Origin of the sequence: Cellulomonas sp. JH27-2 (assembly GCF_014837175.1) — a bacterium.
Lineage (GTDB): Bacteria > Actinomycetota > Actinomycetes > Actinomycetales > Cellulomonadaceae > Cellulomonas.
In genome coordinates, this window is record NZ_JACYFR010000006.1 from 76,879 (window position 1) to 89,415 (window position 12,537).

The 12,537-nt window shown below is 72.5% G+C and carries 12 protein-coding genes; 10 read left to right on the forward strand and 2 right to left on the reverse strand.

The window, feature by feature from the left end:
* Positions 1-3: 3 nt before the first annotated feature.
* The 4 genes from IC607_RS16355 to IC607_RS16370 all read left to right on the forward strand — a co-directional run bounded on the left by IC607_RS16355 (position 4) and on the right by IC607_RS16370 (position 2,978).
* Complete coding sequence (locus IC607_RS16355; RefSeq protein WP_191788486.1) at positions 4-351, forward strand: iron chaperone; 348 nt, start codon at positions 4-6, stop codon at positions 349-351.
* 133 nt (positions 352-484) lie between these two features.
* Entirely contained in the window at positions 485-1,621 is a 1,137-nt protein-coding gene (ispG, locus tag IC607_RS16360) for a flavodoxin-dependent (E)-4-hydroxy-3-methylbut-2-enyl-diphosphate synthase (protein WP_191788636.1), read from the forward strand.
* Between the two features lie 57 nt (positions 1,622-1,678).
* A complete protein-coding gene (locus tag IC607_RS16365; RefSeq protein WP_191788487.1) occupies positions 1,679-2,569 on the forward strand; it encodes a DUF4081 domain-containing GNAT family N-acetyltransferase in 891 nt (296 codons plus the stop codon).
* 37 nt (positions 2,570-2,606) lie between these two features.
* On the forward strand, positions 2,607-2,978 hold the full coding sequence (locus IC607_RS16370) for a VOC family protein (RefSeq protein WP_191788488.1): 372 nt from the start codon (positions 2,607-2,609) through the stop codon (positions 2,976-2,978).
* A gap of 9 nt (positions 2,979-2,987) precedes the next feature.
* Here the strand turns inward: IC607_RS16370 and IC607_RS16375 are convergent, their stop codons facing one another.
* Positions 2,988-3,878, reverse strand: coding sequence for an Fpg/Nei family DNA glycosylase (locus tag IC607_RS16375; RefSeq protein WP_191788489.1), 891 nt, complete (start codon positions 3,876-3,878; stop codon positions 2,988-2,990).
* Between the two features lie 112 nt (positions 3,879-3,990).
* Between IC607_RS16375 and IC607_RS16380 the strand changes: the two genes are divergently transcribed.
* Positions 3,991-5,760: a proline--tRNA ligase gene (locus IC607_RS16380; RefSeq protein WP_191788490.1), complete on the forward strand. Its 1,770-nt coding sequence runs from the start codon at positions 3,991-3,993 to the stop codon at positions 5,758-5,760.
* A gap of 20 nt (positions 5,761-5,780) precedes the next feature.
* Here the strand turns inward: IC607_RS16380 and IC607_RS16385 are convergent, their stop codons facing one another.
* Positions 5,781-6,863 (reverse strand): DUF4439 domain-containing protein, encoded by a 1,083-nt coding sequence (locus IC607_RS16385; RefSeq protein ID WP_191788491.1) that lies wholly within the window; start codon positions 6,861-6,863, stop codon positions 5,781-5,783.
* A 120-nt stretch (positions 6,864-6,983) separates the two neighbouring features.
* Between IC607_RS16385 and IC607_RS16390 the strand changes: the two genes are divergently transcribed.
* The 5 genes from IC607_RS16390 (at position 6,984) to rbfA (ending at position 12,466) form a co-directional block, all read left to right on the forward strand.
* Entirely contained in the window at positions 6,984-7,538 is a 555-nt protein-coding gene (locus tag IC607_RS16390) for a ribosome maturation factor RimP (protein ID WP_191788492.1), read from the forward strand.
* Position 7,539: 1 nt separating this feature from the next.
* On the forward strand, positions 7,540-8,580 hold the full coding sequence (gene nusA, locus IC607_RS16395; protein ID WP_191788493.1) for a transcription termination factor NusA: 1,041 nt from the start codon (positions 7,540-7,542) through the stop codon (positions 8,578-8,580).
* Between the two features lie 131 nt (positions 8,581-8,711).
* Positions 8,712-8,903, forward strand: coding sequence for a YlxR family protein (locus IC607_RS17675; protein WP_370526335.1), 192 nt, complete (start codon positions 8,712-8,714; stop codon positions 8,901-8,903).
* Between the two features lie 159 nt (positions 8,904-9,062).
* A complete protein-coding gene (infB, locus tag IC607_RS16405; protein WP_191788495.1) occupies positions 9,063-11,876 on the forward strand; it encodes a translation initiation factor IF-2 in 2,814 nt (937 codons plus the stop codon).
* Positions 11,877-12,025: 149 nt separating this feature from the next.
* A complete protein-coding gene (rbfA, locus tag IC607_RS16410; RefSeq protein ID WP_191788496.1) occupies positions 12,026-12,466 on the forward strand; it encodes a 30S ribosome-binding factor RbfA in 441 nt (146 codons plus the stop codon).
* Positions 12,467-12,537 lie beyond the last annotated feature (71 nt).

The following is a 12,537-nucleotide window of genomic DNA, read 5'->3' on the forward strand; positions in this document are numbered from 1 at the left end:
AGCATGTCCGAGCTGTCGGAGTACCTGGAGTCGCTGACCGGGGCCCGCCGGGAGGCGATCGCCCACGTCTACGCCCGCGCCCGCGTGCTCGTGCCGGATGCCGAGGACGGCGTCGGGTACGGCATGCCGGCCCTGCGCTACCGCGGCAAGCCGCTGCTGTCGGTCATGTCGGCCAAGGGCCACATCGGGTTGTACCCGTTCAGCCCGCCGGCGTTGGACACGGTGCGCGACGAGCTGGTCGACTTCTCCACGGCCAAGGGGACGGTGCGCTTCGCCGACGACCGTCCGCTCCCGGACGACGTCCTCGACCGGCTGATCCTGGCCCGCCGCGACGAGATCGACCGCGCCTGAGCGCGACGCGGGCGGGGCCGGGTGACGATGCGTGGGGATCTCGTGTGCACTGCGCCCGCACGGCCCGGACCGGCCACCGAGGTGCCGGCGACGGTGCGATGATGGCGGTGTGAGCATCCCCATCAGCCTCGGTATGCCGGAGGCGCCTCCCCTCGTCCTGGCCCCGCGTCGCACCACCCGCAAGATCAAGGTGGGCAAGGTCGAGGTGGGCGGTGACGCCCCCGTCAGCGTCCAGTCCATGTGCACGACGAAGACGACGGACATCAACTCGACGCTGCAGCAGATCGCCGAGCTGACGGCCGCCGGCTGTGACATCGTGCGTGTCGCCGTCCCCACCGAGGACGACGCGGACGCGCTGCCCGCCATCGCGCGCAAGTCGCAGATCCCCGTCATCGCGGACATCCACTTCCAGCCCAAGTACGTCTTCAAGGCGATCGACGCCGGCTGCGCCGCGGTCCGCGTCAACCCGGGCAACATCCGCAAGTTCGACGACCAGGTGGGCGCGATCGCCCGCGCCGCGGCCGACGCCGGGGTGAGCCTGCGGATCGGCGTCAACGCCGGCTCGCTCGACCCGCGGCTGCTCGCCAAGTACGGCAAGGCGACCCCCGAGGCGCTCGTCGAGTCGGCCGTGTGGGAGGCGTCGCTGTTCGAGGAGCACGACTTCCACGACTTCAAGATCTCGGTCAAGCACAACGACCCGGTGGTGATGGTCCGGGCGTACGAGCTGCTCTCGGAGCGAGGCGACTGGCCGCTGCACCTGGGCGTCACCGAGGCCGGTCCCGCGTTCCAGGGGACCATCAAATCGGCGACCGCGTTCGGCGCCCTGCTCAGCAAGGGCATCGGCGACACGATCCGCGTCTCGCTGTCCGCGCCTCCCGTCGAGGAGGTCAAGGTCGGCATCCAGATCCTGCAGTCGCTGAACCTGCGCCCGCGCAAGCTCGAGATCGTCTCCTGCCCGTCCTGTGGCCGCGCCCAGGTGGACGTCTACACGCTCGCGGAGCGCGTCACGGCCGGCCTGGAGGGCATGGAGGTGCCGCTGCGCGTCGCCGTCATGGGCTGCGTCGTCAACGGGCCGGGCGAGGCCCGCGAGGCGGACCTCGGTGTCGCGTCGGGCAACGGCAAGGGGCAGATCTTCGTCAAGGGTGAAGTCATCAAGACGGTCCCCGAGGCGATGATCGTCGAGACGCTCATCGAGGAGGCCATGCGCCTCGCCGAGGAGATGGACCCGGTGGAGGCGGGCGACGGCGCGCCCGTCGTCACGGTCGGCTGACGTCCGTGCCCCGAGCGTCGCACTGCCGGGGGGTGTGACCTGGTGCACACTTCTTCCATGGTGGGTCTGCGGCGGGCTACGACGCTCGACGGGCGGACCGGGGGGCGCGTCCTGTCGGACGACGACCTGCCGGCTGCCCTCGCCGTGTGCGCGAAGGATCCCGTGGGCTCCGTCCTGGCGACCGCGCGGCTCGAGCAGGCGCAGTACATCGGCGTCCGACGCGCGGGCGGCGAGCTGTGGGGCTACGAGCTCGACGGCCGCCTCGAGGGGATCTGCTGGGCGGGGGCCAACATCGTGCCGGTCGTGCCCGACGACGGGACGGTCGACGTCGAGCGTGCGGCGGAGGCATTCGCGTCGATGGCTCGTCGCCAGGGACGGCGGTGCTCGTCGCTCGTCGGGCCCGCCGATGCGGTGCTCGCGATGTGGCGCCGGTTGCGGCCCGCCTGGCCCGGCGTCCGCGAGGTGCGCGACGACCAGCCGTCGATGGTGATCGACACGGCGCCCGCGGTGGCGGCCGACCCGCAGGTTCGGCGCTCGCGACTTGACGAGCTGGACGAGGTCCTGCCGGCGTGCGTGCGCATGTTCACCGAGGAGGTCGGGTATTCGCCCGCGAGCGGGCCCGGTGGTCCCTACGAGACGCGCGTGCGCACGCTCGTCAACCAGGGGCGTTCGTTCGTCAAGATGTCCGACTCGTCGGGCGTCGTGTTCAAGGCCGAGCTCGGCGCGGTCGCCGGCGGGGTCGCGCAGGTGCAGGGCGTGTGGGTGGCCCCCGAGCACCGCGGTCGTGGTCTGTCGGAGGAGGGGATGGCCGCCGTCGTGCAGCTCACGCTCGCCGACGTCGCGCCCGTCGTGTCCCTGTACGTCAACGCCTATAACGTGCGCGCGCTGGCGGCGTACCGCCGGGTGGGTTTCCGCCAGGTCGGGTCGTACGCGACGGTGCTGTTCTGAGCCTGACACCCGCGTGACCGGCAGTTACGGTGACCGGATGGCAACCGTGCGGCAGTTCCAGGTGACCTTCGACTGCGCCGACCCCGAGCGCGTCGCCCGGTTCTGGTGCGAGATCCTCGGGTACGAGCTGCACCCCTCGGGCGTCGCGGCGACGGACCCCACGGGTGTCGGCCCGCGGCTCAACTTCCAGCGCGTGCCCGAGCCGAAGATCGTCAAGAACCGCGTGCACCTGTGCGTCCGGGTGGGCACGGGGCTCGTCGGCGACGAGCGCCTCGCCGCGCTGCAGGGCGAGCAGGCCCGGCTCGAGCCGCTCGGCGCCACGCACGTGCGCACGATGCTCGCCGACGACGAGGAGGAGTCCTGCATCGTCATGCAGGACATCGAGGGCAACGAGTTCTGCCTGGACTGACGTCGCCCGTCACCGCAGCAGGCGTGACATCCGCCGGTCGGCGAGCGGCTTGCCGCCGGTCTGGCACGTCGGGCAGTACTGCAACGACGAGTCCGCGAACGAGACCTCGTGCACGGTGTCGCCGCACGGCGTGCCGTCCCAGCCGGGGCACGGCTGACCCGTCCGGCCGTGCACGCGCATGGCCTGACGTTTGGTGTCCTTGAGCTCGGCGGCGGGTTTGCCGCTCGCCGCCTCGACCGCCCCCGTGAGCACGTCGTGGATCGCCGTGTACAGGGTGCCCCGGCGTTCGTCGTCGAGCGAGCGCGTCTGCGCGTACGGCGACGTACGGGCGACCAGCAGGATCTCGTCGGAGTAGGCGTTGCCGATGCCCGCGATCGTGCCCTGGTCACGCAGCAGGCCCTTGATCTGCTGGTTCCTGGCCGTGAGCAGCTCGGCGAAGCGTTCGGGCGTGAACTCGTCGGACAGGGGCTCGACGCCCAGCGTGGCGATCTGCGGGACGTCCTGGGCGTCTTCCACCACGTGCACGGCCAGCCGTTTGCGCGTGCCGGCCTCGGTGAGGTCGAACCCGCTGTCGTCGTCCAGCCGCACCCGCAGCGCGATGGGTGACTTGCCCGGCCGCACGGGCGTCGTCGGCAGCTTCTCCGACCACCGCACCCATCCCGCACGGGACAGGTGCCAGACGAGGTGCAGCGGCTCACCCGTGCTCGTCGCGACCATGAGGTCCAACCACTTGCCGTGCCGCGTCACGTCCACGACGGTGCCGCCGACGAGCGCGTCCGGCGCGGGGCGGAACGTCTTCAGCGCGCTGATCGCGCCGACGCTGACCGCCGTCACGACGCGACCATCCGCGCGCTCGCGCAGGAACCTCGCGAGCGCCTCGACCTCGGGAAGCTCGGGCACGCGCCCATCGTGGCCCACGCCGCCCACATCGCGCATGCCCGGCGCTGTCGCAGCGCCGCGGGGTGCGGAAATGCGGACGGGCGAGGCCCCCGGACGAACTAGGCTTCCGCCCATGCTGCTTCGCATGTCCACGCTCTTCGTCCGCACGCTGCGGGAGGACCCGGCCGACGCCGAGGTCGCCAGCCACCGCCTGCTGGTCCGCGCCGGCTACATCCGCCGGGCGGCGCCCGGGATCTACACCTGGCTTCCACTGGGTCTGCGGGTCCTCGCGAAGGTCGAGGCCGTGGTGCGGGAGGAGATGACAGCTGCGGGTGCGCAGGAGGTGCACTTCCCGGCGCTGCTGCCCAAGGAGCCGTACGAGGCGACCGGGCGCTGGTCGGAGTACGGGCCCAACATCTTCCGGCTCAAGGACCGCAAGGGCGGTGACTACCTGCTCGCGCCGACGCACGAGGAGATGTTCACGCTGCTGGTCAAGGACCTGTACTCGTCGTACAAGGACCTGCCGCTGACACTCTTCCAGGTGCAGACCAAGTACCGCGACGAGGCGCGTCCACGGGCGGGCCTCATGCGCGGGCGCGAGTTCGTCATGAAGGACGCGTACTCGTTCGACGTCGACGACGCCGGGCTCGAGGTCAGCTACCAGGCGCAGCGCGACGCCTACGAGCGGATCTTCACGCGGCTCGGCCTCGAGTACGTGATCTGCGCCGCGACGTCCGGCGCCATGGGCGGCTCGCGCTCGGAGGAGTTCCTGGCGCCGATGGCGATCGGCGAGGACACGTTCGTGCGCTCCGCCGGCGGCTACGCGGCCAACGTCGAGGCCGTCACGACGGTCGTGCCCGACGACGTGCCGTACGACGACGCCCCGCAGGCGCACGTCGAGGACACGCCGGGCACGCCCACGATCGACTCGCTCGTCGCGCACGCCAACGTCGCGTTCCCGCGTCCGGACCGTGCGTGGACCGCCGCCGACACGCTCAAGAACGTCGTCGTCGCCCTCGTCCAGCCGTCGGGGGAGCGCGAGCTCCTCGTCGTCGGCCTGCCGGGCGACCGCGAGGTGGACATGAAGCGGCTCGAGGCCGCCGTGGCCCCGGCCGAGGTGGAGACCGCCGGCGACGCCGACTTCGCGGCGCACCCTGAGCTGGTCCGCGGGTACATCGGCCCGTCGGTGCTGGGGCCGAACGGACCCGAGGGTTCGGTGCGCTACCTGCTCGACCCGCGCGTGGTCAGCGGGACGCGCTGGATCACGGGCGCCGACGAGACCGGGCGGCACGTCGTCGACCTCGTCGCCGGCCGCGACTTCACCGCCGACGGCACGGTCGAGGCCGCCGAGGTGCGCGCGGGCGACGAGGCGCCCGACGGCTCGGGCCCGCTCGAGCTCGCGCGCGGCATCGAGATCGGCCACATCTTCGCGCTCGGCCGCAAGTACGCGGCCGCGCTGGGCCTGACGGTCCTCGACCAGAACGGCAAGGCCCAGGTCGTCACCATGGGTTCCTACGGCGTCGGGGTCACGCGCGTGCTCGCTGCGCTCGCGGAAGTCAACCACGACGACAAGGGCCTGGCCTGGCCGGCGAACGTCGCGCCCGCCCACGTCCACGTCGTGGCCACCGGCAAGGACGAGGCGGTGTTCGCGGCGGCCGAGTCGATCGCGGAGACGCTGTCCTCGCGCGGCATCGAGGTCCTCTACGACGACCGCCCCAAGGTGTCGCCCGGCGTGAAGTTCGCCGACGCCGAGCTCCTGGGCGTGCCGCTCGTGGTCGTCGTCGGGCGCGGCCTGGCCGAGGGGGTCGTCGAGGTCCGTCCTCGCGTGGGAGGCACGGCCGAGCAGGTCGCCGTCGCCGAGGCGGCCGACCGCGTCGCCGAGCTCGTGGACGAGCTGGTCTGAGCGACCCGTACGGAGGGGCGTCAGCCCTTCGTCGCGCGCTCTGGAAGGCCGGGGAAGGCGACGGGGGCAGCGCCCCAGGTGCGTGCTGCCGCCGTGGCCGTGCGCAGGCCGTCGACGAACGGCCCGCGCGCGCCCGGCGCGGTCCGGGCGACGAGCGTCGCGTCGGTCGCGGCGATCGCCGACTCGAGCGAGCGGGCCAGCTTGCGGGCGTTCTTCGCCTGGTCCAGGTCGCCCGGCAGCGTGTACGACGCCCGCCGGGGGTCCTGGGCTGTCTCCGCCGTCCCGGCGGCGACAGCCCAGCGCTGCGCCTCGTCGCGGTGTGCCGCGGCGGCGTCGCGTGCCTTCGTGCGCGTGGAGCCGGACTGCTGGGCGGCGACGACCTCGTAGGCGAAGCCGGCCTGGTCGTGCGCGAGCACCAGGGCGCCCAGGTCGTCGGCGGACGTCGCAGCGGCGGCCTGCGTCTGCTCGGGTGACGGCGTCGGCTCGGGTGCCGGGCTGTCGGTGGGCCCGGGTGCCTTCGTCGGCTCGACGACGACCTCGAGATCGGGGACCTTCGCGTCCGTGGCGCTCGCGAGGCGCCGCGTCAGCTGGTCGCGCGCCGTCGCGATCGACGCGACGAGCCGGGCGAGGTCGGCGTCCTGCACGGCGTCGGCGTCGGCGAGCGCGGTCCGGGTGGTCTCGGCGAGCTCGGTCAGCACCTGGGCCGCTGTCGCGCTCACAGCGGTCGGCGTTGCCGTCGGGGACGGTGTGAGGCCCGAGTCGTAGACGGGACCCAGCTGCTCGGCGTGCTGCGTCGAGAAGTCCGCGACGTCCTCGAGCACCTCGGCGACGCCTGCGGCCGGCTTCGCGGCCATCGCCGCGGTCGCCACCGCGGCCAGCTGGTCCGCGTCGCTCAGCGTCCGGGCGCGCACCTGCTCGACGGAGCCGGGCGACGGCTCGGCCAGAGGTGGCGTCTCCAGACGCACGGAGCACGCCCCCGCGGCACCCAGGACCATCGCCGCCCCGACGAGCGCCGCCGTGATCCTCGCCACGCGCACCGACGTGCGTGCGGGCCGCGACAGGCGGTCGTCACGCGGGAACCGGGGGGTGCGGGCAGTCGTCATCGCCCGCGATCCTGCCACGCGCGGGCGCATCGCCCCGGCGGGCACGCGCAGACTCGTTAGGCTGGACCGACAACATCACAGGGTCGCGCACGACCCGCGGGACCAGACGGGAGGCCGACCATGGCCGATGCCGCTGCCGCCGGACGTGTCCGCGAGGTGCTCGCCCCCGTGGTCGAGGCCCTGGGGCTGGTCCTCGAGGACGTCGAGGTGCACCGGGCCGGTGCGCGCTCGACGGTCGACGTCGCGCTCGACGTGCCCGAGGACGACGAGACCGACCTGGACCTCGACCGGGTGGCCGACGCGACGCGCGCCATCTCGGACGCGTTGGACGCGCGTGACGTGATCGCGGGCCACTACACGCTCGAGGTCGGCAGCCGTGGGCTGTCCCGGCCGCTGACCGAACGGCGCCACTTCGCTCGGGCCGTCGGACGCACCGTGACCGTGCGCCTCGTGGACGGCGGTGCAATCGGCGGTCGGCTGGTGGACGTGGACCGCGACGACGACGCGATCGTCGTCGTCCCCGTGACGCCAGGACTGAAGGGACGACGCCCCAAGGAGGGCGAGCCCGTGCGGATCACGCTCACGGACGTGCGCGACGCGCGGGTCGAGGTGGACCTGACGGGGCTGGGCCCCGTGGACGACGAGGCCGGCGCGAGCGCCGGACAGGAGAGCTGACATGGACATCGACATGCAGGCGCTGCGGCTGCTGGAGCGTGAGCGCGAGATCAGCCTGGACGTGCTGGTCTCCGCGATCGAGCAGGCGCTGCTGTCCGCTTACCACCGCACGCCGTACGCGCACCAGCGGGCGCGCGTGGAGGTGGACCGCAAGAGCGGCCACGTCACGGTGTGGGCGCGCGAGCCGCAGGGCGTCGACGAGGACGGCGCGCCCGTCGGCGTCGAGGAGCCGGAGTTCGACGACACGCCCGACGGCTTCGGGCGGATCGCGACCGCCACGGCCCGGCAGGTCATCGTGCAGCGGCTGCGCGACGCCGAGGACGACCAGGTGCTCGGCCAGTTCCGCGGCAAGGAGGGTGAGGTCCTGGGCGGCGTCATCCAGCAGGGCCGCGACCCGCGCACCGTCCTGGTGGACGTCGGGGGCACCGAGGCCGTCCTGCCCGCGCACGAGCAGGTCCCCGGCGAGCAGTACGTGCACGGCGAGCGCATCCGGGGCTACGTGCTCGAGGTGGCGCGCGGCATGCGCGGTCCGCAGGTGACCCTCTCCCGTTCGCACCCCGGCCTGGTCCGCAAGCTGTTCGCCCTCGAGGTGCCCGAGGTCGCCGACGGCACCGTCGAGATCACGGCGATGGCGCGCGAGGCCGGCCACCGCACCAAGATGGCCGTCCGCTCGACCGTTGCCGGCGTCAACGCCAAGGGCGCTTGCATCGGCCCGATGGGTGGTCGCGTGCGGGCCGTCATGGCGGAGCTGCAGGGGGAGAAGATCGACATCGTCGACCACTCCGACGACCCGGCGGAGATGATCGCGCACGCGCTGTCCCCGGCGCGGGTCCTGTCGGCCACCGTCGTCGACGCCGAGGCCCGTGCCGCGCGCGTCGTCGTGCCCGACTACCAGCTCTCGCTCGCCATCGGCAAGGAGGGCCAGAACGCGCGGCTCGCGGCCAAGCTGACCGGCTGGCGCATCGACATCCGGTCCGACGCCGAGGGAGGCGACGGTGCTGGTGTGGGCGGCGCGACAGCCGACCCGGGTCACGCCGAGTGACGCGAAGCGGTAGACTGCCAACGGCTGGGGACGCGTCCCGGCTCCCCTCGGACGACGAACAACCGCTCAGCGGTCCCGTTCGCACGTGCGTGGGTTGCCGTTCCGTCGGTCCCCGATCTGCCCTGCTGAGGGTGGTCGTCGTCCATGACCAGCTGGTCGTCGACGTCGGACGCTCGATGCCGGGCAGGGGTGCGTGGCTGCACCCCGACCCTGGATGTCTCGATCTCGCGGTCCGTCGGCGCGCGTTCGGGCGGGCCCTGCGCCACGCAGGCCCCCTGGACACCGCAGTCGTCGCAGATCATTTCGAGCACGGACAGGGGTAGTACGACGCCGGGCGAGGTCCGGCGTCGACCGTCGACATGGGAAGCGGGTCTGGAAGCCGATGGCTACCCGATGAGCACGCACCGATGAGTACCCAGCGATGAGTACCTCGCACTAACGACGGTCCGACCCTGTCCGGGCGGACCGAGACAGGGAGAGATGTGGCCAAGGTCCGCGTCTACGAGCTCGCGAAAGAGCTCGGGGTTGACAGCAAGAAGATCATGACGACCCTCACCGAGATGGGTGAGTTCGTCCGTTCGGCGTCCTCGACGATCGAGCCGCCGGTCGTGCGCAAGCTGCGCGACACGTTCCCCGCGGGCGGTGGCGACGCCGCGCCCGCAGCTCCCCCCAAGGCAGCCCCCAAGGCTCCGCGCCCCACGCCGGCCCCCGCTGCCCCCACGGCGGCGACGCCGGCCCCGGCCCCTGCTGCACCTGCGGCGACCCCGGCCCCTGCTGCGCCGGCTCCCGCCGCCGCGGCTGCCCCGGCCGCCCCGGCCCCGGCTGCGCCCGCAGCACGTCCGGCCGCCCAGGCGCCGGCCGCGGCCGCCCGTCCGGGTGCGCCGCGTCCCGCTGCGCGTCCCGGCAACAACCCGTTCGCGCCCTCGCAGGGCATGCCCCGCCAGGGCGAGCGCGGCGGTGCCGGTGCCAACCGTTCCGGCGGTCCGCGTCCGGGCAACAACCCGTTCGCGTCGTCGCAGGGCATGCCCCGCCCGGGTGAGCGTCGCAACGCCAACCCGGAGCAGGCTGCACCCGCGGCCCAGTCGGGCGAGCGTCCCGGCGGCCCCCGTCCCGGCGGTCCCCGTCCGGGTGGGCCCCGTCCCAGCCCCGGCATGATGCCCGGCCGCACCACCAGCGGTGTCGGCCGCCCCGGCGAGCGTCCCGCTCCCGGCGGTCGTGGCGGCCAGGGGGGTGCCCGCGGTGGTTACGCGGGTCGTCCCGGTGGCGGCGGTCCCGGTGGCGCTCCCGGCGCCGGTGGCGGCGGTTTCGCCGGTCGTCCCGGTGGCGGCGGTGGTCGTCCCGGCGGTGCCGGTCGTGGCTCCACGCAGGGTGCGTTCGGTCGCGCCGGTGGTCGACCCGTCCGCGGACGGAAGTCGAAGCGCGCGAAGCGTCAGGAGTTCGAGCAGATGCAGGCGCCGTCGCTCGGCGGCGTGCAGGTCCCGCGCGGCAACGGCTCGACCGTCGTCCGCCTGCGTCAGGGCTCGTCGCTGAACGACTTCGCCGACAAGATCGACGCCAACCCCGCGTCGCTGGTGACCGTGCTGTTCCACCTCGGTGAGATGGCCACGGCGACGCAGTCGCTCGACGAGGACACGTTCGGCACGCTGGCCCAGGAGCTGGGCTACGTCATCGAGATGGTCTCGGCCGAGGAGGAGGACCGCGAGCTGCTCGGGGCCTTCGACATCGACCTGGACGCCGAGCTCGAGGCCGAGGGCGACGACGAGCTGGAGGCCCGTCCTCCGGTCGTCACCGTCATGGGTCACGTCGACCACGGAAAGACCAAGCTCCTCGACGCGATCCGTTCCACGGACGTCGTCGCGGGCGAGGCCGGCGGCATCACCCAGCACATCGGTGCCTACCAGGTCACCAAGGTGCACGAGGGCAACGACCGTCCCATCACCTTCATCGACACCCCGGGCCACGAGGCGTTCACGGCCATGCGTGCCCGTGGTGCGCAGGTCACGGACATCGCGATCCTCGTGGTCGCGGCCGACGACGGCGTGATGCCTCAGACGATCGAGGCGCTCAACCACGCGCAGGCGGCCAACGTGCCGATCGTCGTCGCGGTCAACAAGGTGGACAAGGAGGGGGCCAACCCCGACAAGATCCGCCAGCAGCTCACGGAGTACAACCTGGTGGCCGAGGAGTACGGCGGCGACACCATGTTCGTCAACGTGTCCGCCAAGCAGAACAAGGGCATCGACGAGCTCCTCGAGGCGGTCCTGCTGACCGCCGACGCGGCGCTCGACCTGCGGGCCAACCCCGACAAGGACGCCCGCGGTGTCGCGATCGAGGCCAACCTCGACAAGGGCCGCGGCGCCACGGCGACCGTCCTGGTCCAGTCGGGCACGCTGCGCGTCGGCGACGCGATCGTCGCCGGCACGGCCTACGGCCGGGTCCGTGCGATGTTCGACGAGCACGGCGAGACCGTCACCGAGGCGGGCCCGTCCCGTCCGGTCCAGGTGCTCGGCCTCGCATCGGTGCCCAGCGCCGGCGACACGCTGCTCGTCGCCACCGAGGAGCGCACGGCCCGTCAGATCGCCGAGAAGCGTGAGGCCGCCGAGCGTGCCGCCCTCCTGGCCAAGCGCCGCAAGCGCGTCAGCCTCGAGGACTTCACGCAGGCGCTCGCCCAGGGCAAGGTCGAGACCCTCAACCTGGTCCTCAAGGGCGACGTCTCGGGTGCCGTCGAGGCCCTCGAGGACGCGCTGCTCAAGATCGACGTGGGCGACGAGGTCGACCTGCGCGTCATCCACCGCGGTGTCGGTGCGATCACGCAGAACGACGTCAACCTGGCGACGGTCGACTCGGCCATCATCATCGGGTTCAACGTCAAGTACGCCGAGCGCGTCGAGGCGCTGGCCGACCGCGAGGGCGTCGACGTGCGCTTCTACTCGGTCATCTACCAGGCCATCGACGACGTCGAGGCGGCCCTCAAGGGCATGCTCAAGCCCGAGTACGAGGAGGCCCAGCTGGGCACCGCGGAGATCCGCGAGGTCTTCCGGTCCTCCAAGTTCGGCAACATCGCCGGCTCGATCGTCCGGTCGGGCGAGATCCGTCGCAACACCAAGGCGCGCGTCCTGCGTGGCGGCAAGGTCATCGGGGACAACCTGACGATCGAGACGCTCAAGCGGTTCAAGGACGACGCGACCGAGGTCCGCGAGGGCTACGAGTGCGGTATCGGTCTCGGGTCGTTCAACGACCTGCAGGTCGAGGACATCATCGAGACCTGGGAGATGCGCGAGAAGCCTCGCGCTTAGTCTTCCGGTCAGGGATGGTGTCGGTCCGCCGCCTACCGGCGGGCCTGGCGGCCCGCTGCCAGGCCCACCACGGCGGCGGACCGACACCATCCCTTCCCTCGCTTCGCTCGCTCGGGTTCTCTCTTGTTGGCTGGAAGGAAGTAGGCCTCATGGCTGACAGTGCTCGTGCTCGGAAGCTGTCCGAGCGGATTCAGCAGGTCGTCGCGCAGATGCTCGACACCCGCATCAAGGACCCGCGGCTGGGGTTCGTCACGGTCACCGACGTGCGCGTCACCGGCGACCTGCAGCACGCCGACATCTTCTACACCGTGTTCGGGGACGACGAGGCGCGGGCCGAGAGCGCCAAGGCGCTCGAGTCGGCCAAGGGGATCATTCGGTCCGAGGTCGGCAAGCAGACGGGCATCCGTCTGACGCCGACTCTCGCGTTCCACCTCGACGCGGTGCCGGAGACGGCCGCGCACCTGGACGCCGCGCTCGTCGAGGCCGCGCGCCGTGACAAGGAGGTGGCCGCGCTCGCCGCCGCCGCTCAGTTCGCCGGCGACGCGGACCCGTACAAGCGCGCCGACGAGGACGAGGACGACGAGGCCTGATTCGTCGGTGCGGTCCGCCGCACCTCACTGTTCGTGAACGCAGCGATGGTCGCAGCGAACGTGCCCCTGGA